The organism is Agathobaculum butyriciproducens (genome assembly GCA_003096535.1).
Lineage (GTDB): Bacteria > Bacillota > Clostridia > Oscillospirales > Butyricicoccaceae > Agathobaculum > Agathobaculum butyriciproducens.
In genome coordinates, this window is the sequence record QEKJ01000006.1 from 17,194 (window position 1) to 42,488 (window position 25,295).

Below are 25,295 nucleotides of genomic sequence, written 5' to 3' on the forward strand. Positions count from 1 at the left end.
GTTACTCCTTTTTGAACTGCCGTGCGATCTCGCCTTCCTTATAGGTGCTCTGCACGTCCAGTCCCTTGTGCGACCGCAGTCCCTTCTCCGAACTCGCCGCAATGATGATATGCTGTGCGCCTGCCGCTTCGGCGTACTGTGCCATGCTTTCGCCGCTGCTCAGATGGTTCGCGCTGAGCACCAGCTCCGCTGCGGCAGGCAGCGTGTTTTGTTCCAAATAGGCCGAAAGCTGCTTCTCGGTCGGACTGTGCAGGATGAGCACCTCGTCCGCTATGCTTACGGCCAGTTTTCCCTCGGTGATCGGGAAAAGCTCCACCGGCGCGATCGGATTTGTGAGCGTCACCGGCTCGCTTACCTCCTGCGCCTCACGCTCGTGCACGAAGAAAAGCAAATCGGCGTTGGTCCTGCGCTCCTGACAGCCTGCGGGCATGAGCAGTTCCCCAACCTCGACCGTTTCCATCAGCTCCGGCAGGTTGCGCGCATGTCCCTGATCGACCGCGGTCAGCACGACCGTATCCAGCCGCTTCAGACCATTCCAGCGCAGCCACTCGCGTACCTGACGCGCAGCGTTCCGGTAGCTGCCGCAGTCTATGAGCATCGCGTGTTCGGTGTCGCTCAGCAGAATGGCCTGACCGCTGCCGCACGGCAGATACGTCACCGTATACTGGCCGTTCTGGTGCTGCACCTCGGCAATACATAAGCCGATCAGCACCACCGCCAGACACGGCAGCACGGCTTTCCATTTGACGTGCTTTCCGGCAGTCAGCCACACGAGCAGCGCCGCGAACACGATGCCGAGCGCCGCCAGACCGAAGGTGTTGTTCGGGTGCAGCGTGCCGAAGCCGAGGTCCGCGATGATATTCGCTGACCAGAGCAGATAGCTTATGAGCGGACGCACCAGTCCGGCGAGCATCGGCACAAGCGCCGGACAGACGGCTGCTGCAACACACAGCACGAACCCGCCCACAAAGCAGAGCGAGGTCACGCCGACCGTCATCAGGTTGCTGATGGGCGACAGCACGGACACCGCGCCGAACGAGGTCAGCAGAATCGGTACTGTAAATATCGTAGCGCAAACCGTGCAGCTGAGTGCGCTCGTGATGACCGCAAGCGCCTTGCGCACGAGTTTCGGCGCACCGGCAAACGGCTTTTCGAGCGCATGCTGCAGCTTCCCTGCGAACAGGATAAGACCGAGCGTAGACGCGAATGAAAGCTGCAGACCCACACTTGCGATCGCGTACGGATTGACAAGCAGCAGAACAGCCAGTGCCATCAGCAGCGCGTTCAATCCGCCCGACCGGCGCCGGAGCAGAAATCCGCCTGCGGCCGTCAGGTACATCAGTGCCGCACGCAGCACGGACGGCGTGGCTCCCGCGACCGGCACAAACAGCAGCACCAGCGGGATGGACACAACCGTTCCCCACCGTTTGCCGAACAGCAGCGTGCAGAACCCGACGAGAAAGCCGATGTGCAGTCCGGAAACAGCCACCAGATGGCTGAGACCCGCAATGCGGAACGCAGTCTGATCGGTGTCGCTCAGATTTTTGCTGCCGCCGACCAGCAGTCCGGTCAGCAGTCCGGCTTCGCGTTCCGGAAGGGCACGCTGCACCGCATTTCGGCAGAACCGCGCGATCCTCTGCGGCGCAAAGCGCAGGCTGTCCCGTTTAGAGTCCAAGACCTCGAACTGCACCGCGTTGTGCTCCTCGTCGGTCGCATACGCGCCCGCGATATAGCAGCCCTCTGACGCCTGATACGCCGCACGGTCAAAGCCGCCGAGCGTGTCCGGCACATAAAGTGTGGCCATGACGCGTACCCTGTCTCCTGCCAGCAATGGCGGTTCGGTTTCCGGCAAGTAGCACCGCAGGCGAAACCGCCTGCCGTCCGTTGTCTCCGCCGAGAGCAGTACGCGCTGGTCGGTGTCGTACACCTCGGCATCCCGCAGGGCGGCTGCGGTGATCTCCTGCGTTTCGCCGGCTAAAGCACGAATGGGCACGACCCGCAAATCCCGGAACACGGCAAAGCCGGTCAGCGCAAGAGCGGCAGCCGCCAGCACAGCAAACACATTCAGCAGACACTTGCGGCGGCGCAGAAACACAGCCGCAAGTACCAGAAGAAGCGCGATCGGTGCAATGATATGCAGCTGCACCGGCAGCTCCAGGCAGACTGCCGCGTACAGCGCGGCAGCCATCGGCGGCACCAGATAAACCAGAGGGCGTTCTCGCATACGGGGTCACTCCCTTGCCTTTTCTACTATTATAGCAAAGACCGGAACGCGCCGCAACCGCAGACCGCCTTACAGCGTACTTCTGCGGAACTGGGTCGGTGTTGCGCCGGTTTTCTCGGTGAAGGCTGTAATAAAGTTGACCTCACTGCGGTAGCCGACGCGGAACGCAATTTCCTTGACCGAAAGCGACGTGGACTGCAGCAGGGCCTTGGCCTCGTCAATCCGATGCAGCATGATGTACTCGTGCGGGGAAAATCCGGTCGTGCTGCGGAACAGCCGCGAGAAATGCGACGGACTCAGGCTGACCGCGTCCGCCACCTTCTCCACGGACAACGGTTCAAACAGGTGTTCTCCGATATACTTGACCGCCTGTGCAATGGCATCGTTTTTCCGGTCGGGTCCCGCCTGCACCGGAAACAGCAGCGCGCACAGAATTCGGTAAATGCGCTGCGAGCGGTCCAGCTCGGTCATGTCGCCGGTGCGCAAGCCGGAAATGATCTGTGCCAGCTCCTGCTCGATGCGTAAATCCGCCGGCGGCGTAAGCACCTGCCTGCCGCCGCGGAACGCGAGTATCTGCTCGAAAAATGCCGCCGCATTTGCGCCGTCAAAGTGAATCCAGAGCGCTTCCGCGTCGCCCTTGGTATAAAAATGATGCGGTCTGCGGCAGTCCACCAGTCCGATCTGTCCGCGCTCGGCGCAGTAGAGCTGGTCGGTCTCGAAGTACATCGTACCCGAGCGAACGTAGGTCAGAAAGAGATTCTTGTGGCTTTCCAGATGGGCGATGTCGCAGCTGTCGAGAAAATTATACCGCGCATCGTAGTAATAATGTCCCACGCGGGTGACATAGTAAAACAGCCGCCGAGCCGTTGCGGACGGCGTTGAGAAAAATCGTTCCGAGCGCGACAGCACACCCGGCTCACTGAAAACCTTCACGGCATTCCCTCCTCTGCCTTCTATGATAGCACAAAATATGAATAGATTGCAGTATTTTGTTATTGCCAAATCAAAGAAAATTCGGTATGCTGTTAGCAGAAGTAAAAAAGCTGAACCGGAACGATAGATATTGCGGTTCGTTCCGTCCGATCAGCTTTGAAGGCAAGGGGTTGTTGTAATGATAAAGGAAAAGACGTTTTATAAATCCTTTATGGTGCTGGCACTGTCGCTGGCGCTGCAGAACCTGCTCACCTACGGCGTAAACCTGATGGACACCATGATGCTCGGACGGTACAGTCAGGATGCCATGGGCGGCGTAAGCCTGTGCAATCAGGTGCAGTTTCTGCTGCAGATGCTGGTCGTCGGTGCAGGCGAGGGCGCGGTCGTTATGGGCTCGCAGTACTGGGGCAAAAACAAGCTGGAGCCGATCCCGCACATCATCGGTGTGGCTTTGCGCTTCGGCGGTTCACTGGCAGTGCTGATGTTCGGCATTGTACTGTTCTTCCCGCACCAGCTGCTGTCGCTGCTGTCCAACTCGCCAACGGTCATCGCGGAAGGTGAAAAGTATTTCCAGATCATCTGCTTTACCTATATTATCTTTACAATAACCAATATTCTGGTCGCATCCCTCCGCTCGATCGGTGTAGTAAAGATCGGTTACATGATCTCGGGTTCGACGCTCATCATCAACGTGTGCCTGAACTACTGCCTGATCTACGGCCACTTCGGGTGTCCGGAGCTGGGCGTGCGCGGTGCGGCTATCGCAACGCTGGTTTCCCGCTGTGTGGAGCTGCTCATCGTTATCTACTACCTGAAGTTTAAGGAGCACAAGCTGAACCTGAGCCTGCGCAAGCTGGTTCACATCGACACCAGCTATGTGCAGGATTACATGCACGTTTCCCTGCCGGTGCTCATCAATCAGGCGCTCTGGGGCATCGCGCAGATGGTACAGACCGGTATCCTCGGTCATCTCGGCGGTGATGCCACGGCTGCCAATGCGATTGCGGTGCAGGTATATCAGGTTCTGTCGGTTGTCTGCTATGGCGCCGCGTCCGCATCCGGCATTGTGGTCGGCCGCACCATCGGCGAGGGCAACCAGCAGCGGCTGCGTCCGCTTGTACATACGCTGCAGGTCCTGTTCGTCTCCATCGGACTGTGCTCGGGTCTTTTGATCTTCCTTCTGCGCGTACCGATCCTTGCGCTGCTCGGCGGTACGCTCACCGAAACGGCGTACACGTATTCCCTGCAGTTCATGCTGGTGCTCGCCATCACAACGGTCGGCACCTCGTACCAGATGGCGTGCGATAACGGCATCATCCGCGGCGGCGGCGACACCAAGTTCAGCGCCAAGATGAATATCATCAGCATGTGGCTTATCGTTGTGCCGTTCTCGGCAATGGCGGCTTTCTGGTGGAAGTTCCCGCCGGTTGTCGTATTCTTCCTGCTCAAGTGGGATCAGCTGTATAAGATCATTCCCGTGGCTATCCGCCTGCACAGCTGGAAGTGGGTCAAGAAGGTGACTCGGCCGGATACCGCAGAAGGTTAAAATCGAATTTATCCTCTCTCTTTGGGGCTCGCTGCAAGGCGGGCTCCTTTTTCTGCACCGAGTTTCCGGGGCATACGAACTGCGTTAGCGTGTTCGCCCCTGCCGGGCGGCTCCTTTTTCTACACCGGCTGACCGAGGCACACGAACTGCCGCAGGCGAGTTCGCCCCTGACGGGCGGGGGTTTTTCGCTGAACCTCAGCGGGGAGTTGCGCTCTTCGGAGTGCGGAGATTCGCCGTACCCACGGCGAGGGGCAAGAGGGTAGACACCTACGGTTTCTACCCTCTTAACTCCCGTTTCCCTTTATTTCTTAGTCTGGCGCAGATTGCCGACATGTGACCGCTGCGAAATGGGGAACGGCAGTCGGGTTACTCTTGCGTTTATTTCATAAAATATTCGCAGTTCACAGATAGCGTACTGCTACACATACGGGCAACTCTACGCTGGGTGCGGCATAACAGTGCCGCACAATTCTTTAGCGCGTTGTTATAGACAGGGCCTGCGAGAATAAATGCTGCCGAACGCCTACATTCGCAGGTGCCGGGCGTAACAACGTGCAAACGAATTGCGCGACACGGGTATGTCGCGCCTGCGCAGATGAAATCACATGTGTAGCAGAACGGTATCTGACACTGCGAACAGGTTGCGAAAGATACAGAAGTAAAAATCCTCTGCCGTTCCCCATTTCGAAGCGGTCACATGTCGGTAATCTGCGCCAGACTATCTAACAAGGGAAAGGTAGGAGTCCAAAGAGGAAGGGAAACCGCAGGTGTCCCTTCCTTTTTGCCCCCGCCGTGGGTACGGCGTCACCACCGCCGCGGGCGCGGCAGCCCCCCGCACACTCCGCAGAGCGCAACTTTCCGCGATTTCAGTTGACAACTGCCCGCAAAAGTGGCATAATAGATACGCAATACAGAAAATGCGATGAGGAAACGAGTTTTCCATCCGCCGTTCTTCAGAGAGAGGACATTCGCTGCAAGTCCTTGTCCGGTGCGGAAAACAGCCACTTCCGAGCAGTCTGCAACTGAAACAGACCGTCCGATCCCCGATACCGGATTACCGAGATGGATATGGCATACCCATATTCAAATCAAGGTGGTACCGTGGAAGCATGCTTTCGCCCTTGAAGTCCGGGCGGAGGCTTTTTTCATTTTCTGTTTTATTTCCGTAAATTCTTTTTTGGAGGAATCAATTTATATGCAGTACAGAGGACTCAACGAGCTGCGCGAGATGTACCTCAGTTTCTTTGAAACCAAGGGTCATCTCCGCCTGCCGAGCTTTTCGCTCATCCCGCAGAACGACCCGTCGCTTCTGCTCATCAACTCCGGCATGGCGCCGATGAAGCCGTTCTTCACCGGCGAGCAGGAGCCGCCGCGCCACCGCGTTACCACCTGCCAGAAGTGCATCCGCACCGGCGATATCGAGAACGTTGGCAAGACCGCCCGTCACGGCACCTTCTTCGAGATGCTGGGCAACTTCTCCTTCGGCGACTACTTCAAGCGCGAGGCTATTCACTGGAGCTGGGAATTCCTGACCAGTCCGGAGTGGGTCGGCATTGACCCGGATCGCCTGTATCCGTCCATCTACGTTGACGATGACGAGGCATTCGAGATCTGGAACAAGGAGATCGGCATTGCACCGGAGCGCATCTTCCGCTTCGGCAAGGAGGACAACTTCTGGGAGCATGGCTCCGGTCCGTGCGGCCCGTGCTCTGAGATCTACTACGACCGCGGTCCTGAATACGGCTGCGGCAAGCCGGGCTGCACCGTCGGCTGCGACTGTGACCGCTACATGGAGGTATGGAACAACGTATTCTCCCAGTTCGACAACGACGGTCACGGCAACTACTCTGAGCTGAAGCAGAAGAACATCGACACCGGCATGGGTCTGGAGCGTCTGGCGTGCGTGGTACAGGGCGTTGGCTCTCTGTTCGACGTTGACACCGTGCGCAACATCACCAACAAGGTTTCCGAGATCGCCGGCAAGCACTACGGCGAGAGCGACAAGACCGATGTTTCCCTGCGCGTTATCACCGACCACATCCGCTCCACCGTTATGATGATCTGCGACGGCGTTATCCCGTCCAACGAGGGCCGCGGCTACGTTCTGCGCCGCCTGCTGCGCCGCGCCGTTCGTCACGGCAAGCTGCTCGGCATTGACAAGCCGTTTATGTCCGACGTTGCTTCCACCGTTATCAACGAGTCCGGCGGCGCATATCCGGAGCTGGTTGAGAAGCAGAAATATATCCACAAGGTTATCGAGAACGAGGAAGCCAGCTTCAACAAGACCATCGACAGCGGTCTGGCTATCCTGAATGACAAGATTGCCGCTTCCGACGGCAAGGAGCTGTCCGCTGCGGACGCATTCCAGCTATACGACACCTACGGCTTCCCGATCGACCTGACCCTTGAGGTACTCGAGGAGCAGGGCATGACCACCAGCCGCGAGGAGTTCGACCGCCTGATGAACGAGCAGCGCGAGCGTGCCCGTGAGGACCGCAAGAAGATGGGCGACCTCGGCTGGCAGAGTGAGGATCTGGGTCTGGACAAGTCCATCAAGACCGCATTTGATGGCTACACCACCCTCGAGGAGTCCGCAAAGATTCTGGCTATCGTAAACGAGGGCGAGGTTTCCGGCGCAGCTGCCAAGGGTGAGAAGATCACCGTTGTACTCGACCGCACCCCGTTCTACGCAGAGATGGGCGGCCAGATCGGCGACCACGGCGTTATCACCGGCAAGAACGGCGCTATGGCCGTTTCCGATGTTCAGAAGACCAAGGACGGCAAGTATATGCACATCGGCGTTGTCACCGATGGCGAGCTGTCCGTTGAGGACGAGGTTACGGCTTCTGTTGATGCGGCTTACCGTCAGGCTATCTGCCGTGCACACACCTCCACCCACCTGCTCCAGAAGGCGCTCCGCACCGTGCTCGGCGACCATGTTGAGCAGGCAGGCTCCTACACCGCAAACGATCATATCCGCTTCGACTTCACCCACTTTGCAGCGCTGACCGCTGAGGAGCTGGCTAAGGTCGAGGATATGGTTAACGATGCGATTCTGGCTGGCAGCCCGGTTATCACCGAGGAAATGAGCATCGACGATGCCAAGAAGAAGGGCGCTATGGCACTGTTCGGCGAGAAGTACGGCCAGACCGTCCGCGTGGTACAGGCCGGCGACTCCATCGAGCTTTGCGGCGGTACCCATCTGGACAACACCGCGAAGGCCGGTTCGCTCAAGATCATTGGTGAGGCTTCTGTTGCCGCAGGCGTGCGTCGTATCGAGGCCGTTACCGGCAAGGCTGTCCTCAAGCTGATGAACGACCGTCAGGCTGTTCTCAACGAGGCCGCTGCTGCACTCAAGACCAATCCGAACGAGCTGTCTGCCAAGATTGAGCAGCAGGTAAACGATATGCGTGCTCTCAACAAGAAGCTCGAGAAGATGGGCGCAAAGGTCGCTGCAATGCAGATGGTTGACCTGTTCAACGTATCCCGCAACATCAAGGGTGTAGAAGTGGTTGCCACCAAGCTGGATGACGCATCTGCTGACATGCTGCGCACCATGGGCGATGACATCAAGGGCAAAAAGGACAACATGGTTGCTGTTCTCTCCGCAGTCAACGGCGACAAGGTAAGCCTGCTTTGTGTCTGCGGCGCTGAGGCCGTCAAGAAGGGCGCACACGCCGGCAAGATCATCAAGGAAGTTGCCAAGATCGTTGGCGGCGGCGGCGGCGGTCGTCCGGACAGCGCAACCGCAGGCGGCAAGAATCCGGCAAAGCTGGAGGAAGCACTCGAAGCTGTCAACAACATCGTTGACGCAATGCTGTAAACCGTAAATCAGGGCAAAACCGCGGGAAATCCTCCCGCGGCACACCCATTCAGAAAGGAGCGATCATTCCATGGAAGATTGTCTGTTCTGTAAGATCATCGCGGGCGATATCCCGTCGAGCAAGGTGTACGAGGACGACCTCTGCTACGCCTTCAATGACATTGACCCGCAGGCTCCCACGCATTTTCTCGTGATCCCGAAGCAGCACATCAAGTCTGTGGCCGCCGTTGATGCGTCCAACAGCGCGATTGTAGCGCACTGCTTTGAGGTCATTGCGAAGATTGCCAAGGAGCGCGGCATGGACAGCTTCCGCGTGGTCTCCAACATCGGAGAACAGGCGGGTCAGAGCGTGTTCCATCTGCATTTCCACGTTCTTTCCGGACGGGATATGACCTGGCCGCCGGGCTAAACCTTCTTCTAAGGGGGACGCTGTCCCCCTTAGATACCCACAAAGTTCCGTAGAAACTTTGTGGGATATCCCCCTCTCGTCCGCACAACGGACGAGGCCGTGCCGCTGCGGCACGGGCAGTGGAGAAAAAGTCCGGCAGAGCCGGACTTTTTCAGGGAATTGAATCGGCGTACTGCGGTACGCCGCTGCCTGCGCTTGCGCGAACGGCAGAAAAAAGGCACACCGTTTGGTGTGCCTTTTTGTATGCGTTGGTTTACGTTTTGCTTATTTCTCAGATGATAATACCCTCGCAATGGTCGATTTCGTGCTGGATAATCTGTGCGGTCCAGCCAGTGAAGGTTTTCAGTCTCGTCTGGAACTTTTCGTTCTGGTACTGCACCTTGATGGATTGCCAGCGACGCGTTTTGCGCGTGCCGGTCAGCGACAGGCAGCCCTCCTCGGCCTCATAGCCGCCGGACTGCTTGACAATTTGCGGGTTGAACATCACCATGTACGTTCCCTCGTTATCGAACGCGATGATGCGCTTGTTCACGCCGATCATGTTCGCCGCCATGCCGACACAGCCGTCCTTGTGCGCTTCGAGCGTTTCCAGCAGGTCGGTTGCGGTTTGGATATCGTCCGGCGTGGCCTGCTCGGCCTTCTGCGCTAAAAATTTCTCGTCTTTGCAGATTTCCTGAATCATATTGTGCTCCTTATTTATGTTTGCGTTCCCAGTCGGCCATAACGGCCAGCTGCTCCGGTGTGTGGAACCAGTGCTCGCCTTGCGGCACGATGATCAGCTCCGCACCGGATTGTGCCGTGTAAGTGCGGATAGTCGCCAAGTCGGTCATGCTGTCATTTTCGCCGTAGAGAATGTACTGCGGGCAGTACCAGTCCTTTGCCGGATGCGCACGCACCCAGCAAAGGTAGTCCCACGAGAGCATATCCCCTTCCCTTGCGGGATACATGCCGCGCTCGCGCAGGATTTTCTCGGTAATGCCTGCCGCGCATATTCTGTCGCAGATCAAGCGCTCCATATCCACGATGGGCGACACGAACAACGCTTTTTCCGGTGCGGCAAACGCCAGCCGCGCAAAATACGCCCCGATACTGGTCGCGCGCACGTTTGTCGCGCGCCAGTGTGCTCTTGCGTAAGCCATCACGCGGGTGAGTTCAGGGGCGGCTGTCCATGGTGCAAATTCCTCATCCCGGTTTTGGCGTGTGCCGTGATTCGGCAGGTCGATGGACAAAACCTGTGCGTCCGGAGACATGATTTCGGCAAACGGCAGGGCTTCTTCCTTACAGCCGAATTGTCCGTGAACGAACAGCCACAGCGTGTCCGACGGCTCGCCGTACAGCACCGCCGGTGTGTTTTCGATGAAGAGTTGTTCGGTTTTCATGCGTTACCCTTGTCTGCCAGCCAGTTCAGCGCGCACCATGTGTGCAGTGCTGCGCCGCGCGGCAGGATATCCTCGTTGAACACGACCCTTTCGTTGTGCATCGGCTCACCGAACGCAGGATTTTCCTGTTTGGTGCCTGCACCGATGAGCAGGTATGCGCACGGTAAATCATAGGTGTAGGACGCGAAATCCTCCGAGCCCATGCCGCCCTCGTCCAGCCGATAGACCAGCTTTTCACCGAACAGCGCCCCGGCAAGGTCTGCCATACGATTGGTCAGCGCAGCGTCATTCCTGAGCGGCGGCGCGGACGCGATCTCTTCCGTGACGGCTGTGCCGCGGAACGCCTGTGCAGTGCACCGGGCGATTTCCCCGATGCGGGTGAAGAGCTGTGCGGACAGGTCGCGGTCAAAGCTGCGGATGGTGCCCTCGAGCACCGCGGTCTGCGGGATGATATTGGGCGCCTCACCGCCGGTCATGCGGCCGATGGTCACGACAGCAGGCGTTTTTGCGCCGATCTCGCGGCTGATGATCTCCTGCAGCGACAGGTAAATGTGGCTTGCGATATTGAGCGGGTCCACGCCCTTTTCCGGCATTGCGCCGTGGCATCCAACGCCGTTTACCGTAATGCGGAACAGCGTGCAGCCCGCCATAAACGTGCCGCGTCCGCACAGAACCAGTCCGGACGGCGTGCCCGAATTGACGTGCAGCGCAAAGCCTGCCTGCGGTGCCGGGTCTTTCAGCACGCCCGCCGAGAGCATGGCCTTCGCGCCGGTAAAGCCCTCCTCGTCCGGCTGAAACACCAGCTTGACCGTGCCGTTCAGCTCACCTTGGTACTCGCGCAGCAGCTTTGCCGCACCGAGCAGCATCGCCGCGTGCATGTCGTGGCCGCAGGCGTGCATGCAGCCGTTCGCGGATGCAAAATCCAGTCCGGTCTGCTCGGTCACGCGCAGCGCGTCCATGTCGGCGCGCAGGAGCAGACAGCGGCCGGTCTCGGTGCCGGTTATCTCCGCGACGACGCCGCCTGCCAGCTCGCGCGGCTGATAGCCCATCTCAAGCAGGCGTTTTTTGACGCAGGCTACGGTGTTCGGCAGGTCGGTGCCGACCTCGGGTGCAGCGTGCAGCGTCCGCCGGTCGCGGACAATATCCTCTCGGATGCGCTCTGCCGACGCAAGCACCTGCTCCGCCGTTATGGTTAAGGTTTGTGACATAGTTGTACCTCCCTTGTTGGTGTTTCTGTATTGCCTTAAGTATACCATAAATTGCAGAAAAAAACCGCTCTGTTTTTATTTGGCGCAGCCATTTCCCGTATTTGCCTTGACGAAACGCGCTGTAAATTGTATCATATAGGTATATCATTGTGTCCACATGGCAACTTGGCGGCAGCGTGACAGGCTGAGGGGAAATCCGCCGATGTCATCCAGATGCAACGCAAACAAAGGGAGTATGTAGGTATGAAAAAAATTCTAAACAGCCTGCCGTTCAAGCTGCTGCTTGGCGTTGCGGTGGGCATCGTGCTCGGTCTGGTGGCGAACGAGGCCGTGATGAACGTGGTCGTAACGATCAAGCAGGTGCTCGGTCAGATCATCACGTTCTGTGTGCCGCTGATCGTTATCGGCTTTATTGCGCCGTCCATCACCAAGCTGGGCCACAACGCATCCAGAATGCTGGGCATTGCGCTCATTATCGCGTATGTGTCGTCGGTCGGCGCAGCGCTGATGAGCACGGCAGCCGGTTACGCACTCATTCCGCACCTGTCGATCGTATCGCAGGTTGACGGTCTGCGCGAGCTGCCCGAGGTACTGTTCCAGCTGGAGATTCCGGCGATCATGAACGTGATGAGCGCACTGGCTCTGTCGCTGATGGTCGGTCTGGCTATCACCTGGACCAAATCCAAGATGATGGAGTCCCTGCTTGACGAGGTGCAGAACATTGTCCTCGCCATCGTCACCAAGATCATCATCCCGATTCTGCCGTTCTTTATCGCGTCCACCTTCTGCGGTCTGGCGTATGAGGGCACGATCACCAAGCAGTTTCCGGTGTTCATCAAGGTCATCATCATCGTTATGATCGGTCATTATATCTGGATGGCGCTGCTCTATGGAGTTGCGGGCGCATACTCGGGCAAGAACCCGATCGAAGTAGTGAAGCACTACGGTCCGGCGTACATCACCGCAGTCGGCACGATGTCCTCCGCTGCGACACTGGCAGTTGCTCTGCGCTGCGCAAAGAAATCATCTGTACTGCGTAAAGACATGGTCGATTTCGGTATCCCGCTGTTCGCCAACATCCATCTGTGCGGCTCGGTGCTGACCGAGGTTTTCTTCGTCATGACAGTCTCGCAGATTCTGTACGGCAAGATTCCGTCTGTCGGAACCATGATCCTGTTCTGCGTGCTGCTCGGCATTTTTGCCATCGGCGCACCCGGCGTGCCGGGCGGTACGGTTATGGCTTCGCTCGGTCTGATCACCGGCATCCTGCTGTTTGACGGCACCGGCACCGCGCTTATGCTGACCATCTTTGCCCTGCAGGACAGCTTCGGCACCGCCTGCAACGTCACCGGTGACGGCGCGCTGACGCTTATTCTGACCGGCTACGCGAATAAGCATCATATCGCGGAGGAAAAGCGTGAGGTTGAGGCAGCGGAAGTTCAGTAATCAAATGAGAAAAGGAGTCCGCTTCTGCGGGCTTCTTTTTGTACCGAGAGAAATGAGGTGTTCGGATGAGGAAAGCGTATTATGTCGCGTGCGCTTAGTGTATGAGCGGATGTTTCTGCACGGAGAGCGTGTTTGCAGCGATTGTGATCGCTGTGCTGATCGGTTTTCTGCTCTCGCGTTGCGTGACACGCACGCCTGCGTTTCGTCCGGTCAAAGATTCGCTGCTGTGGCTGGGTACGGTTCTGGCAGCGCATTTGCTCGCGGATTGGCTGGGTCTGCCACTGTACATCGCGCCCCTGTGCGATGTGGAGATTCAGGAATCCGGGGCGCTCTCTGCTGCTGACGGATTGCTCGTCTTGATGGTAATGGCCGTGTTTGCGATGGGTTCTCTCAGCGTGTATGCGGTTTCGCTGGGGTTGACGGTGCGGTGGCGCTCAAAACAAGCGGCATGACGCAAATTTCCTTCAGGAATTTTCACAAAACACTTGACTTTTCCCTCCGGATTTGGTATCCTATTTAGGCAAGGTTTGATAGACCGTTGCAAATCCGGGTGTAGCGCAGCTGGTAGCGTGCTTGACTGGGGGTCAAGAGGCCGCAGGTTCAAGTCCTGTCACTCGGACCAGATAAAGCCGTTCTTTCGTTGGAAAGAGCGGCTTTTTTGCAATTTATTTGGCGTTTTCAAAATCCTGAAAACTGCATTAAAATCCAAGCTGAAACAAAACGGATGCCTCTCCAGGTACAGAGAAGCATCCGTTTTTGCAATTTCAATTATTTAACAGAAAACTATAACCGCAGCACACAGCAAATCACGAAGCGACGATCACACGGATTTTTCCGCCGTTTTCCGCTGTTTTATTGGCGTATACGCGGAAGCTCGTGTAGTTGGATTTCGCCGTCTGCAGCGAAACAAACCGGTTCTGCTCCGAGACGTAAACGCCGATGTTCTCTGCCAGCTCGTAATAGCCGTCCTTGGTGCGGACACCGGAGGAACCGTCAAATGCCGACGGCTTTACCGTGTCAATCAATGTCAGCTTGAGCGTATCCAGCGAGGTATTGACGATGCTTTCATCGGTTGAGTACCCTCTGGGGACTGCAATCGGTACACCGCCCAGACCGCGCGGCAGCGTGAGTACACGGAATGTGCTTTCCTCCTGTTTGGCTCCGTCCCAATGGCGGAGCACAACATATTCCGGAGAATTGCCATCTTCCTCATCCGTCTTATCCCGCTTGCCATAGCCAATACCATAAATCCAGCTTTCTCCGGTCACATCGCCCAGAACAATATTCGTCACCGTACCTGCATTATCCTGCACGGTATACTTAATCTGCGAAGCCGGAACCGAGGTCAGGTCAATATCGCTGACGTTGATCGCGTTCAGCGGTGCGCCGGAGAGCACCTCCTCATACACGCGCACCTTGGAGGAAACAGCGTTACTGCCCAGTTTGCCCTCCGCAACAGACCAGTTTCCGGCGGTCTTTCCGGAGAGCGTGCGGCGAATCAGGTCTGCCCCCTCACCGGACTGGCTGACCGTAACAAGACGCCCCATCACATCGGTTTTTACGTCCTTGGCGATTGAAATATCCCGCAGTGTCAGACCGTTTGTCAGCGTGACCGTGGCCTTTTCCGCGTCAATCTTGGTTACAATGCCCTGCATCTCCGCGCTGACATCCTTTTTCGGGTACGCAGCCGCAACATTGCCGTCCGCGTCAAACAGCAGCGTGATGTAATCGTTCAGCTTCATATCCTTGAACGTTGCCGCCGCCTCGGAGGAAACCGAGAATTTCTGTCTCAGAATCTCCACCTGAGAGGGATGGCTGTACGTTGTCGAGTCGGTCTGATATTTTCCGCTCAGCCTGGTATCCGAAACGATCGCCTGACGGTTTGCGGCATCGAGCGTCACAACATCGTACTTTTTCAGCTTGCTCGCGTCGATCTTCGCACCGTTTTTGATGATCGTATACTCCGCCGGAATCCGGCGCGAGGTCGCCAGACCGTAAACAAACGAGTGCGCGGCACCTGCTGTCGTTTTCGGCAGGACTGCCATCAGCTGCAGCACGCCGTACTCGTTGTAGTACAGGGTCAGCGTGTCGCCGGACTGCAGGTTCGCCCATGCATTTTCGTACTCATTCATGACATGGTCGCGGCTGATATACAACTTAGTCTTGCGGTCCGGACGCAGTGTTCCGTTCGTGGTAACGATACGATCTGCTGCCGCATTGACAACCTCATAAGTTTCAGTCTTGTTGCCGTTCGGAATCACACCGACCGCAACCTTGCTGCTGCCCTTGCCGATAACGATTGTGCCGTACACGCCGATCATGCTGCTGTCCAGCGTACCGGCGGTCTTACGGGGAGATTCCGCATCCACAACACCGTCCTCATAGAACAATGCCGCATCTGCAGCAAGGCCGCTGTGTGTTTTTCCGGTCTCAAGCAGAATGCAGTCCTTGACCGTCGAGGACGCGACCTTGTCAAGCAGTGTGCTGCCCTCTTCTCCCTTTTTATCCGTATTCAGAGCGTTCAGCAGAAGCACCGCCGCGTCTCCGCGCTTGACTGCGGCACGCGCATCCGTAATCGTGACGCCGTCCGTCAGACCGATGGCCTGTGCCTGCGCGATATAATCTGCAGGCCAGAACGGACCGACATCCTCCTCTTTATAGCCCAGCATACGCAGCAGCATGGTGCAGACCTCGCCGTAGCTGACAATCTTATCCGGGCCGAAGCTGCCGTCCGCATAGCCGCGGATGATGGACTTTTCCTTCAGCTCCGGATGGCGTACTGCCGCGTTGATATACGGCGCTGCCCAGTGCGAATGCTTAACATCCGGAAAAATCGTGTAGCTGGCATACGGACTCACATCCGTCACACCCATGGCGGTAACCGCCAGCTTGCAGAACTGCGCCCGCGTCAGCGCCTTACCCGGCGCGAAGCTGCTGCCGCCTACGCCCTGCATGATACCCAGTGCATCCAGAACGGCGGCCGTCTGCGATACCCTGCTGTCTGAAATATCGGTAAACACCGCCGAAGCCGGTGCAACCATGATCAAGCCTGCCAGACACAGGCTGACAAATCTTTTTTTCATTTTCCTACCTGTCCTTTCCTTTTACTGCGTCCGCAGCGCATCTACCGGCTGCAGGTTCGAGGCTTTATTGGCGGGATACAGTCCGAAGATGATACCCAGCAGCGCAGAAAACAGAAATGCGCCGATGACCAGTCCCGCAGAGGGCAGTACGGTGAACTGCTCCACGGTCGGCATGTAGCTGTTCTGCGTTTTTGCGAGCAGCAGATTGCCCAGCACCGCCGAAAGAAAGCAGCCGAGCACAATGCCGATCACACCGCCGCAGCACGAGACCACCGAGGCTTCTACCAGAAACTGCCCGATAATATCCCGCTTGCGGGCGCCGATTGCCATACGGATACCGATCTCGCGGGTGCGCTCGGTAACAGACACCAGCATGATATTCATAATGCCGATACCGCCGACGAGCAGCGAGATTCCGGCAACACCGCCGCCGAGCAGCGCAAGCATGTTGTTGGAGGACTCGCTCTGCTCCTGCCACTGGCTGTCCGACGAAGCAGAAAAGTATCCGTTTCCCGCCTCGCAGCGGCCCTGCATAAAGCCCGGCAGAAGCTCGTCTGTCAGCTCGGCAATCACGTCCTTTTCCGCCGCCTTCACGATATACTGGCGGTCTGCCATGCCGTATACACTCATCATCGTGCTCTGCAGCGTGTACGGCATCACAATCATCTGATCGTCTGTATTCAGCTTGCCGTCATACTTGCCGGCATACACGCCGATGACCTCAAAGCCCTTGCCGCCGATCTGCAGCTTCTGCCCGATCGGACTCATCGCCCCGAAGAAATACTTGCGCAGTGTTTCTCCGATCACGCAGACGCGGGCGCGCGTGCGGCAGTCCGCAGCGGAAATATCCCGTCCGGCGGAAAGCGCATGACTGGTCACCTCGCCGTAATGCTCGTTGCCGAAGTACATATAGGTGTAGCCGCTGTTGCTGTCGTTGTTATCCAGCCTTTTGGCCCGGTACTGGATGCCGCTGTTCTGCCAGTCGTAATACTGGCTCTGCGGCGACCATGCAGCGATTTTGTCGGACAGATCATTCGTCATATAGTCCTCAAACTCCTGCCAGTCGCGGTTTTTCGCACCGTATCCGTAAATGTCGATGCGGTTGACGCCCATCGCCTCATACTGCAGGCGCTGCAGCTTGCTCGTGCCCTGAATCGACGCCACGATAGCGATAACCGATGCCACACCGATGATGATGCCCAGCATGGTCAGAATCGAGCGAACCTTGTTGTTCAGGATGGACTTGAACGCCATACGAACCGTCTGCATCCAATTCATACGGACCCTCCTTTCGTGTCCGAAATGATCCTGCCGTCCTGTATCGTCACGATGCGTTTTGCCATCTGTGCAAGATGGTTGTCATGCGTGATGAGGATGATGGAGGTTCCCTGCTCATTGAGTGCAGTCAGCTTGCGCATAATATCCAGACCGGAGGCAGAATCCAGGTTGCCGGTCGGCTCGTCCGCCATGATGATCGGCGGCTTTGCCGCCACTGCCCGCGCGATCGCAACACGCTGCTGCTGTCCGCCGGACATCTCACCCGGACGGTGATCCATGCGCTTTTCCAGTCCGACCGAGACCAGCGCCTCCTGCGCCAGACGGCGGCGTTCCTCCCGCGGCATACCGCGGTAGATGAGCGGCAGCTCGACATTTTCGAGCGCCGTCAGCGCCGGAATCAGATTAAAGCCCTGAAAGATAAACCCGATCTCCCGGTTGCGGATACCGGACAGCACAGACGGCTTCATATCGCTGACCGGCTGCCCGTTCAGATGATAGGAGCCGTAGGTCGGAATATCCAGACAGCCGAGAATGTTCATCAGCGTGGACTTGCCCGAGCCGGACTGTCCGAGAATGCACAGAAACTCTCCCCAGGATACCTGCAGCGAGATATCATCCAGTGCACGCACTTCGTTTTCTCTTCCTTCGTTGTAAATCTTGCTCATGCGCTGAACGTCAATCAACAATTCAGCGCGACGCTCCGTGTCAGGAGTCTGCGCCTTTCTTTCCCACATAAGCGCGCCCTCCTCAACCGACTGACATGCCGTCATCCGACATATCGGCGTACAGATCGCTCGGTCCGGCGAGGAATACCTCGGTGCCTTCTTCCAGACCGCCGAGGATTTCCGTGTTGGTCGAATCGGCAATGCCGGTCTCGACCGGTACAAGCTGATAACCCTCCGGAATGCCTTCGGTACCCTCGGGAATCGGCAGGGTCTCTTCAAACGGAATCTCGTTTCCGTTCTCGTCCGTCAGCGGCTTGGCGAATACAGCTGTGCCGCTGTCCGTGTTGACGATAGCCGACGACGGTACCATCAGGCAGCCGTAGGACGAGGCCGTCGTGATTTTATATTCGATAGACATGCCGCTGTAAACTTTCTGTCCCTCCAGCGGATCCACCGAAATGACCGCCTTGAAGGTCGGCATGCTGCCCTGCCCATCACCGGAGCTCTGTGTCGGCTCCAGCGCTACCGACTGCACCTCGCCGGTCAGCGAAATCTCGGAGCCGTCCGACGCGTACATCGTCATAGTCGCCTGCTGTCCTTGCTGCACCGAGCCGATATCCATCGAGGAGACCTCGGCGTTGACGACAATATCATTCAAATCGGCAACCACAACGAGCGTCTCCGAGCCGGTCGCCTCCTGTCCTTCAACCGCGTTCAGGCTGACAACAATGCCGTCCATCGGAGAGGTAACAGTCGAGTTCTGAATCTGCTGCTGCAGTTCGGCAATGTGTGCCCGCTTTTCGTTTGCAGCCGTCTTTGCACTGTCAACCGTGCGGTTTGCCGCCGCAATACCATTCTGCGCGGCTGCAATCTCATCCTGAGAAGCGTCACTCGACAGGGACATGATAAGCGCACCGCCGTTGTAGGTGCTGTAGCTTGTGCCGTTCAGCTTGATGATCTCGCCGCTCATCTGTGCGGTGACGGCTTCCTCGCGGCTGTATTCCAGTGTGCCCGCGTTCGCCGGATAGATCGCACCGAGGCGCCCGGCATTGATCGTCGCGGTGGCTGTCATGCCCTTTGTCAGCGAACCGGGGTTATTCACCGTAATGCCGACGCGGATAACGCGCACACCCTCACTCGAAATCTGCTGTGCTGTCTCGACCGACGATACCGTACCGCTCACCTCGCTCATCGCAGAAGCGATGGATACCGTGGCCGACTGTCCGGTGCGAATGCTGCGGGCATATTCGGCGCTGAACGCCAGCGTCAGCTTCATCTGGCGGTCATTTACCATGTAGCCGATGACCTGACCCTCGCTCACCTGCTCACCGACACGGAAGGACACATCCTTGTCGTCCGAATCCTTGGCCGGAATCAGTTTGCCGGTAAACGGCGCCGTGATGTTCAGACGGCTCAGTTTTCTCTGCGCCGCGCTCAAGTCGGACTGTGCCTTGGAGACCTCCAGCTGCGCGTCCGAGACACCGCGTTCCGCCTCGGTCAGTTCCTTTTGTGCATCCGCAAGTTCCTTGCGGGTTTCGGTCGGGTCGATCACCAGCAGCGGATCACCGGTGTGTACCTCGTCGCCCTCGGCGACCAGCACCTGTGTTACCTTGCCCTTAACCTCCCGGCCAAGTTCCTCGCGTTTTTTTGCAGCAGTAACGCCGCTTCCCTCTATGTAGGTCTCCAGATCGCCGCAGCTGACCATAGCCGTGGTCTGCGTCACGTCCTCCGTACCCGCATCGCGGGATTTCACCACGGCCCAGATGCCGCCGCCAAGCAGCAGCGCAACTGCCGCCGCCGTAATGCCGATACGCGCACCCTTGCTCAGTCTGCGCTTTTTGCGATTCATTTTGTCTGCGTATTTGTTGCGCTTGGGCAACACCTCGGCTGCAGGCTCTGCCGTGATTTCATCCTGTACCGCAGGCACCGCCTGCGTCTGCTCTAAAGGCGATTCTTCCTGTTTCTTGTGTCTGTCGAATAACCTCTTCTCGTTTTGGCTCAAACTATGATGTCCTTTCTGTTCTCTATCCATTATTGATAAAGCGGCATAGCCGCCTTATTCCCACGTAAATCTGTGCTTGCAAAAGGTTAAGCATCCTAATTTGAGTGAATATGACTTTTTCAGCGGCACCTCCACTGCCGCTTCCGATCGCTGTCAGACTTTCTCGGAATTCGTTCCCGTGTCCGCATATTGTACATTTGTGCATCGGACATATATCACCATCATATTAGCATATTGCACAAATCCTTGCAAGACATGTTTGCTTACAATTTAGTGAAAAACACATCCGGAGGCAGGTGACGGGCGGAAACGATAAGTTAGAACAAGCTAACCCATCTGCAGTATATACCGTAACTAATAAGGCTGTATCTGTCTATGCTTTCCTTTATTATATGAGCAGAGCAGGTTTTATGCGCTGTCCAAAAGCAAATTTTCAACGCTTGTTTTCCTGCGCTGGCAAAACGCGTTTGCTTATCATATTTTCTGGCTTCCGTCACAGCATTTGCATCTCATATTTCGACCTTTGGTGCGCAACCTACTATCAGCAAAACCCAACACACCAAACCGAATCGAAAAGGAGCGAACAAACATGACTAACACGAAAAATGGTTCTAATCAGGGCATGGTACCGGAAGCACGCGCGGCAATGGATCGCTTCAAAATGGAGGCAGCTGCCGAGGTCGGCGTAAACCTCAAGCAGGGCTATAACGGCGATCTGACCAGCCGTCAGGCCGGCTCCGTAGGCGGTCAGATGGTGAAGAAGATGATCGAATCCTACGAGCAGAATATGGCAAACCAGGGCTAAACGCTTCTCTTTCCTGCGTAAAAAGGGACACAGAATCATTCCGTGTCCCTTTACTTATGCTTTCTCTGCCTGTCTGCGGAACAACTCATCGAGTGTTCTGCCGCTCTTGTCCTTCCATTCCGTCCAGCCGTTCGCGCTTGCGCCCAAAACGAAGCAGGCCGCCGCACTGGGCGAGGAAAACGACATGGATTTGCTCAGATAATGCTTGTTATCCTGATAAACGATATCCATTTTCCGATACAAGTCAATTTCTATCCATCCGAACAGTACAAAGCCGCCGCTTCACAGGGAAACGGCGGCTTTTTACTCTTACTCAGGACTCTCTCCAGTCCGCGAAAATACGCTCTGCGTCAGACGCACTTGCGCACGCGAGCAGCTTGTCAGCCAGCTCCTTGCATTCGCCGCAGGAGTGCTTTGCAAGGTCTGCCTTTGCTGCCAGCATTGCGGATGCCGACATGGACAGATTGGTCACGCCGAGACCGCACAGCACCGGCGCCATGCCGGCCGTGCCTGCCATCTCGCCGCACACGCCGACTTCGATACCGTTCTCGTTCGCTGCTTTGGCCGTCATGGCGATCAGGCGCAGCACGCCCGGATGCAGCGGACGGTACAGATAGGAAATCTTCTCGTTGATGCGGTCCACCGCGCAGGAATACTGAATCAGGTCATTCGTGCCGATCGAGAAGAAGTCAACCTCCTTCGCCAGCACATCTGCGCAGACAGCCGCCACCGGAATCTCGACCATAATGCCGACCTTGACGTTCGGATTGAAGGGTACGCCTTCCGCGGTCAGCATGTCCTTCGCCTGCTCGAGCACCTGCTTTGCACCACGCACCTCATCCACCGACGAAATCATCGGGAACATAATGCGCAGATCGCCGTACTGCGCGGCACGCAGCAGCGCGCGAAGCTGAATCAGAAACAGCTCCGGCTGATTCAAGCAAATGCGGATCGCGCGGTAGCCGAGGAACGGATTCTGTTCCTTCTCCAGTGCCAGTGCGGGCACTTCCTTGTCGCCGCCGATGTCCAGCGTGCGGATGATAACCGGCTTGCCCTGCATGATCTCACACGCCTTCTTGTAGGCGGCGAACTGCTCTTCCTCGCTCGGCAGGTCGGTACGATCCATGAACAGGAACTCCGAGCGGAACAGACCGACGCCTTCACCGCCAAGCTCCGCTACGCGGACTGCGTCATCCGGCGTACCGATGTTGCCCTCGATAATTACACGGCGGCCGTCCGAGGTCGCGCCCTCCTTATCCTTGTACTGCGCGAGCATGGCACGATGCGCCGCATCGGCCTTCTGGCGCTCCGCAAAGTCGGCAAGCGTCTGCTCATCCGGCTGCGCGACTACTTCACCTGCCGCGCCGTCGATCAGCAGCAGGTCGCCGTCCGCGATCTCGTCCGCCTTTTCGCCGGCACCGACAATCGCCGGAATACCCATCGAACGCGCCATGATCGCCGAATGGCTCGTGCGGCCGCCGATCTTCGTGATAAAACCGGCAACCGGCTTGCCGCCGATCTTCGCCGTGTCGGACGGCGTAAGGTCGTTCGCCACAATAATGCACGGCTCGGTGATCGTGTCGATCGCGTTATCCGCAATGCCCTTCAGATTCTTAATGACCCGCTGCGAGATATCACCGATGTCTGCTGCACGCGCCTGCATATATTCGTCGTCGAGTGCGCGGAACATCGCCTGAAAGTTCTCGCAGTTGACAAAGCACGCGTACTCCGCGCAAACCTTCTCATCCGTTACAATGTTTGTCATGCCCTCAACAAAATCAGGGTCGTCGAGCATCATCAGATGTGCGTCAAAAATTTCCGCCTCAGCCGCACCGATATTCTTTTCCGCATCGTCACGCAGCACTTCGATCTGCTGCTTGGCTTTTTCCACTGCGTCAAGAACGCGCTTGCATTCGGCTTCCACATCGGCAACGGTCTCCTTAACGACCGAAAGATCTTCTTCCTTGATCACGAGAGCCTTTGCCTTCGCCAGACCCTCCGAAACGCCGATAGCCTTGAATTTAACCATGGGGTTTTCCTCCGTTTTTACGATTGTATTTTTATACAAATTTCGCAACCAAACCTATATTATATTGTACAACATCCCCATACTTTCGTCAAGCAAATAAAGTTTTTTCTGCAAACCGACATTTATTTTTGAAAAACGAGTGCCGTACTCGGGATTTGTCTGCTATAATAGAGGCATTCCACACTACTTCTACTGGAGGAAGGATAATTATGGCTAATCGCTGCACTCGTATTCCCGAGATCATGTTTCCGCGTGAAGGCGTGGACCTGTCCAAGTGGGCAGTCATCGCCTGCGACCAGTACACCTCTCAGCCGGACTACTGGGCCGAGACTGACAAGACCGTCGGTGACGCACCCTCTACCCTGCGTCTGACCCTGCCGGAGGTTTATCTGGAGGACGCGGACGTTGCTGCCCGCACGGAGAAAATCCATCAGACCATGCAGCAGTATGTGCAGGACGGCACGCTGCGCACCCTGCCCGCCGGCGTCGTTCTGACCGAGCGCTGGTCCGGCGGCTCCTGCCCGCGCCGCGGCATCGTGCTGTCGGTCGATCTGGAAGCGTATGAATACACGCCCGGTTCCGCATCGCTCATCCGCCCGACCGAAAAGACGGTTGTCGAGCGTATTCCGCCCCGTCTCAAGGTTCGTCAGGGCGCGTGCCTGGAGCTGCCGCACATCATGATCCTGATCGACGATCCCGACCGTCAGATCATCGAGCCGCTGTTCGAGCAGACCGCCTCTTATGACAAGCTGTACGATACCGACCTGATGCAGAACGGCGGTCATATCACCGGCTGGTTCCTGCCGAACGGTCCGGAGACCGAGGCCATCGAGGCCAAGCTCGAAGCACTCTGCGACCGCGAGACCTTCAACAAGAAGTACGGCTGCACGGACGCACAGGCGCTGCTGCCGTATGCAGTAGGCGACGGCAACCACTCCATGGCCACCGCAAAGGCGTACTGGGAAGAGGTTAAGAAGGGCCTGACTGCAGAGGAGCAGGAGAACCATCCGGCACGTTTTGCACTCGTTGAGGTTGTCAACATCCATGACGAGAGCCTGATCATCGAGCCGATCCACCGTGCCCTGTTCGGCGTAGACGCCGATGAGCTGCTCGGCGCACTGACCGACTTCTACAACGGCGAGGGCTGCAAGGCTTACGTTGCCGACGAGGCTCCCAAGAGTGAGAACGCGCACTTCTTCCCGTTCTGCTCGGCGAACAAGTCCGGCGTGTTCATTGTTGAGAACCCGAAGTGGGCCATTCCGGTCGCTACCATCCAGACCGGTCTGGACGCTTATCTTGAGACCCACACCTCCGCGAAGATCGACTACATCCACGGCACGGACGTTGTTGTTTCGCTGGCGGAAAAGCCGGGCAACCTCGGCTTCATCCTGCCGGACATCGCCAAGAACGACCTGTTCCGCGGCGTTGTTTTCGATGGCGTTCTGCCGCGCAAGACCTTCTCCATGGGTGAGGCGCACGAGAAGCGCTACTACATGGAGGCAAAGACCATCGTAAAGTAAAGGCAATACCGCACAATTAAAGCGGCGGCTCCTTGTGCAGGCTCCGGTCGCACTGCCGCGGTGCTTTGCGGAAATTTTGTGTCCTGACTTTGGCTTCGGTTCCTTGCGCGAGTTCCGTCCGCGCTGCCGAAGTTTCACGGTAATACATCAAGTATTACCGCAAAACTGTGCCTCGTCAGTACGCAAAATTTACTCGCAAATCACTCTTGTTCAATTATGCGGTATTACCTAAAGTTACGCCTTTTCAGAGGACGCAGCCGCATCGGCTGCGTCCTTTTTCCATTCCAGCACTGCCGTGTTTCCTTCTGTGCGGCAAAGCACAAAGGCGGGCGCCAGCGCGAACGGCTTTTTCGGGTCGAACGGACATTGCAGACGCAGTCCGGTCTCGGTCGGCTGAATCTGCACGTTTTCGTTGGATAGAAGCGCGTCCAGGACCGTATCTCCGGTGACAAGCGGCGGCTCGGGCGGCGCATTGCTCTGCGGCAAAGGCTCCGGCGCAGACGCGAGATAGAACCGTTCGGGTTCGCCCTCACAGCCAGTCTCATGCAGCATTTGCCGCGAGAGATGCCGGCGCAGGCGCAGACGGCCATGCTCCGGTGCAGGCAGACCAACCCGCAGGATGTTTCCGTTCACAACCGCATAGCAGCGCAGCAGTTCGTCCCCGCAGACGGCGCAGTCGAGATTGACCTGCACGCCGCAGGCATCCGGGGTCCAGTCGATCGTGCCGATTGGGTTGTTGTTACAGAATACGTCTGCGCGCATGGGCGGTTCTCCTTTCTGTGCAAATTTGAATTTTACTACTTGCTAAAGCATATAAAATGGGAGCCAACCTTTGGCTGGGAGGTTCAAAAGGATAGACACCAAGGTTTGCCCCTGCCGCGGGCGCGGCACGTTCCTGCCGTCCGCAGACGGCAAATCCCAGTCTATACGCAAAAAGCGCATACC

The 25,295-nt window shown here is 57.2% G+C and carries 19 protein-coding genes and 1 tRNA gene; 8 read left to right on the forward strand and 12 right to left on the reverse strand.

Features of this window, described 5'->3' with window-relative positions; all coding sequences use genetic code 11:
• Position 1 precedes the first annotated feature (1 nt).
• Together C7386_RS06405 and C7386_RS06410 are read right to left on the reverse strand one after the other, a co-directional pair.
• On the reverse strand, positions 2–2,224 hold the full coding sequence (locus C7386_RS06405) for a ComEC/Rec2 family competence protein (RefSeq protein ID WP_110436985.1): 2,223 nt from the start codon (positions 2,222–2,224) through the stop codon (positions 2–4).
• A gap of 69 nt (positions 2,225–2,293) precedes the next feature.
• Entirely contained in the window at positions 2,294–3,157 is an 864-nt protein-coding gene (locus C7386_RS06410; protein ID WP_110436986.1) for an AraC family transcriptional regulator, read from the reverse strand.
• Between the two features lie 178 nt (positions 3,158–3,335).
• On the opposite strand from C7386_RS06410, the gene C7386_RS06415 reads away from it, so the two are divergent.
• From C7386_RS06415 to C7386_RS06425, 3 genes are all read left to right on the forward strand, one after another.
• Positions 3,336–4,703, forward strand: a complete 1,368-nt coding sequence (locus tag C7386_RS06415) for an MATE family efflux transporter (protein ID WP_110436987.1) — start codon at positions 3,336–3,338, stop codon at positions 4,701–4,703.
• A 1,195-nt stretch (positions 4,704–5,898) separates the two neighbouring features.
• On the forward strand, positions 5,899–8,526 hold the full coding sequence (gene alaS / locus C7386_RS06420) for an alanine--tRNA ligase (protein ID WP_110436988.1): 2,628 nt from the start codon (positions 5,899–5,901) through the stop codon (positions 8,524–8,526).
• A 70-nt stretch (positions 8,527–8,596) separates the two neighbouring features.
• Entirely contained in the window at positions 8,597–8,935 is a 339-nt protein-coding gene (locus tag C7386_RS06425; RefSeq protein WP_110436989.1) for a histidine triad nucleotide-binding protein, read from the forward strand.
• A gap of 271 nt (positions 8,936–9,206) precedes the next feature.
• Here the strand turns inward: C7386_RS06425 and C7386_RS06430 are convergent, their stop codons facing one another.
• Genes C7386_RS06430 through C7386_RS06440 form a run of 3 tightly spaced genes read right to left on the reverse strand, consistent with a single transcriptional unit; the run spans position 9,207 to position 11,522 of the window.
• Positions 9,207–9,617, reverse strand: a complete 411-nt coding sequence (locus C7386_RS06430; protein ID WP_110436990.1) for a peptide deformylase — start codon at positions 9,615–9,617, stop codon at positions 9,207–9,209.
• Between the two features lie 10 nt (positions 9,618–9,627).
• Positions 9,628–10,314, reverse strand: coding sequence for an alpha/beta hydrolase (locus C7386_RS06435; RefSeq protein WP_116705092.1), 687 nt, complete (start codon positions 10,312–10,314; stop codon positions 9,628–9,630).
• Positions 10,311–11,522: a M20 metallopeptidase family protein gene (locus C7386_RS06440; RefSeq protein WP_110436992.1), complete on the reverse strand. Its 1,212-nt coding sequence runs from the start codon at positions 11,520–11,522 to the stop codon at positions 10,311–10,313. The genes C7386_RS06435 and C7386_RS06440 overlap by 4 nt, the downstream gene beginning before the upstream one ends.
• Positions 11,523–11,765: 243 nt before the next feature.
• Between C7386_RS06440 and C7386_RS06445 the strand changes: the two genes are divergently transcribed.
• The 3 genes from C7386_RS06445 to C7386_RS06455 all read left to right on the forward strand — a co-directional run bounded on the left by C7386_RS06445 (position 11,766) and on the right by C7386_RS06455 (position 13,590).
• A complete protein-coding gene (locus C7386_RS06445) occupies positions 11,766–12,968 on the forward strand; it encodes a dicarboxylate/amino acid:cation symporter (RefSeq protein WP_116705093.1) in 1,203 nt (400 codons plus the stop codon).
• A 101-nt stretch (positions 12,969–13,069) separates the two neighbouring features.
• Positions 13,070–13,420, forward strand: a complete 351-nt coding sequence (locus C7386_RS06450) for a hypothetical protein (RefSeq protein WP_116705094.1) — start codon at positions 13,070–13,072, stop codon at positions 13,418–13,420.
• A 94-nt stretch (positions 13,421–13,514) separates the two neighbouring features.
• Positions 13,515–13,590: transfer RNA gene (locus C7386_RS06455), tRNA-Pro, on the forward strand.
• A 184-nt stretch (positions 13,591–13,774) separates the two neighbouring features.
• Here the strand turns inward: C7386_RS06455 and C7386_RS06460 are convergent.
• From C7386_RS06460 to C7386_RS06475, 4 genes are read right to left on the reverse strand one after another with little or no spacing between them, the layout of a single operon-like run.
• A complete protein-coding gene (locus tag C7386_RS06460) occupies positions 13,775–16,051 on the reverse strand; it encodes an S-layer homology domain-containing protein (RefSeq protein ID WP_116705095.1) in 2,277 nt (758 codons plus the stop codon).
• A 21-nt stretch (positions 16,052–16,072) separates the two neighbouring features.
• The gene (locus C7386_RS06465; RefSeq protein WP_110436996.1) at positions 16,073–17,329 is read right to left on the reverse strand and encodes an ABC transporter permease; all 1,257 of its coding nucleotides are present in this window, start codon (positions 17,327–17,329) and stop codon (positions 16,073–16,075) included.
• Positions 17,326–18,063, reverse strand: a complete 738-nt coding sequence (locus C7386_RS06470) for an ABC transporter ATP-binding protein (protein WP_110436997.1) — start codon at positions 18,061–18,063, stop codon at positions 17,326–17,328. Before C7386_RS06470 ends, C7386_RS06465 begins: the two co-directional genes overlap by 4 nt.
• 13 nt (positions 18,064–18,076) lie before the next feature.
• Positions 18,077–19,996, reverse strand: coding sequence for an HlyD family efflux transporter periplasmic adaptor subunit (locus tag C7386_RS06475; protein ID WP_165815488.1), 1,920 nt, complete (start codon positions 19,994–19,996; stop codon positions 18,077–18,079).
• 589 nt (positions 19,997–20,585) lie between these two features.
• Between C7386_RS06475 and C7386_RS06480 the strand changes: the two genes are divergently transcribed.
• Positions 20,586–20,801: an alpha/beta-type small acid-soluble spore protein gene (locus C7386_RS06480; protein WP_116705097.1), complete on the forward strand. Its 216-nt coding sequence runs from the start codon at positions 20,586–20,588 to the stop codon at positions 20,799–20,801.
• 54 nt (positions 20,802–20,855) lie between these two features.
• On the opposite strand, the gene C7386_RS06485 is transcribed toward C7386_RS06480, so the two are convergent.
• Both C7386_RS06485 and ptsP read right to left on the reverse strand, forming a co-directional pair.
• A complete protein-coding gene (locus C7386_RS06485; RefSeq protein WP_110437047.1) occupies positions 20,856–21,032 on the reverse strand; it encodes a DUF4357 domain-containing protein in 177 nt (58 codons plus the stop codon).
• 82 nt (positions 21,033–21,114) lie between these two features.
• On the reverse strand, positions 21,115–22,830 hold the full coding sequence (gene ptsP / locus C7386_RS06490; protein ID WP_110437048.1) for a phosphoenolpyruvate--protein phosphotransferase: 1,716 nt from the start codon (positions 22,828–22,830) through the stop codon (positions 21,115–21,117).
• Between the two features lie 209 nt (positions 22,831–23,039).
• Between ptsP and C7386_RS06495 the strand changes: the two genes are divergently transcribed.
• Positions 23,040–24,350, forward strand: coding sequence for a DUF1015 domain-containing protein (locus C7386_RS06495; RefSeq protein ID WP_110437049.1), 1,311 nt, complete (start codon positions 23,040–23,042; stop codon positions 24,348–24,350).
• Between the two features lie 234 nt (positions 24,351–24,584).
• Here the strand turns inward: C7386_RS06495 and C7386_RS06500 are convergent, their stop codons facing one another.
• A complete protein-coding gene (locus C7386_RS06500) occupies positions 24,585–25,112 on the reverse strand; it encodes a hypothetical protein (protein ID WP_110437050.1) in 528 nt (175 codons plus the stop codon).
• Positions 25,113–25,295: the final 183 nt, after the last annotated feature.

Bases quoted from the DNA above. Each gene is read 5' to 3' on its own strand.
- C7386_RS06405 (WP_110436985.1), bottom strand. From the start codon at position 2,224: ATGCGAGAACGCCCTCTGGTTTATCTGGTGCCGCCGATGGCTGCCGCG.
- C7386_RS06415 (WP_110436987.1), top strand. From the start codon at position 3,336: ATGATAAAGGAAAAGACGTTTTATAAATCCTTTATGGTGCTGGCACTG.
- alaS (WP_110436988.1), top strand. From the start codon at position 5,899: ATGCAGTACAGAGGACTCAACGAGCTGCGCGAGATGTACCTCAGTTTC.
- C7386_RS06425 (WP_110436989.1), top strand. From the start codon at position 8,597: ATGGAAGATTGTCTGTTCTGTAAGATCATCGCGGGCGATATCCCGTCG.
- C7386_RS06430 (WP_110436990.1), bottom strand. From the start codon at position 9,617: ATGATTCAGGAAATCTGCAAAGACGAGAAATTTTTAGCGCAGAAGGCC.
- C7386_RS06435 (WP_116705092.1), bottom strand. From the start codon at position 10,314: ATGAAAACCGAACAACTCTTCATCGAAAACACACCGGCGGTGCTGTAC.
- C7386_RS06440 (WP_110436992.1), bottom strand. From the start codon at position 11,522: ATGTCACAAACCTTAACCATAACGGCGGAGCAGGTGCTTGCGTCGGCA.
- C7386_RS06445 (WP_116705093.1), top strand. From the start codon at position 11,766: ATGAAAAAAATTCTAAACAGCCTGCCGTTCAAGCTGCTGCTTGGCGTT.
- C7386_RS06450 (WP_116705094.1), top strand. From the start codon at position 13,070: ATGAGCGGATGTTTCTGCACGGAGAGCGTGTTTGCAGCGATTGTGATC.
- C7386_RS06460 (WP_116705095.1), bottom strand. From the start codon at position 16,051: ATGAAAAAAAGATTTGTCAGCCTGTGTCTGGCAGGCTTGATCATGGTT.
- C7386_RS06465 (WP_110436996.1), bottom strand. From the start codon at position 17,329: ATGAATTGGATGCAGACGGTTCGTATGGCGTTCAAGTCCATCCTGAAC.
- C7386_RS06470 (WP_110436997.1), bottom strand. From the start codon at position 18,063: ATGTGGGAAAGAAAGGCGCAGACTCCTGACACGGAGCGTCGCGCTGAA.
- C7386_RS06480 (WP_116705097.1), top strand. From the start codon at position 20,586: ATGACTAACACGAAAAATGGTTCTAATCAGGGCATGGTACCGGAAGCA.
- C7386_RS06485 (WP_110437047.1), bottom strand. From the start codon at position 21,032: ATGGATATCGTTTATCAGGATAACAAGCATTATCTGAGCAAATCCATG.
- ptsP (WP_110437048.1), bottom strand. From the start codon at position 22,830: ATGGTTAAATTCAAGGCTATCGGCGTTTCGGAGGGTCTGGCGAAGGCA.
- C7386_RS06495 (WP_110437049.1), top strand. From the start codon at position 23,040: ATGGCTAATCGCTGCACTCGTATTCCCGAGATCATGTTTCCGCGTGAA.
- C7386_RS06500 (WP_110437050.1), bottom strand. From the start codon at position 25,112: ATGCGCGCAGACGTATTCTGTAACAACAACCCAATCGGCACGATCGAC.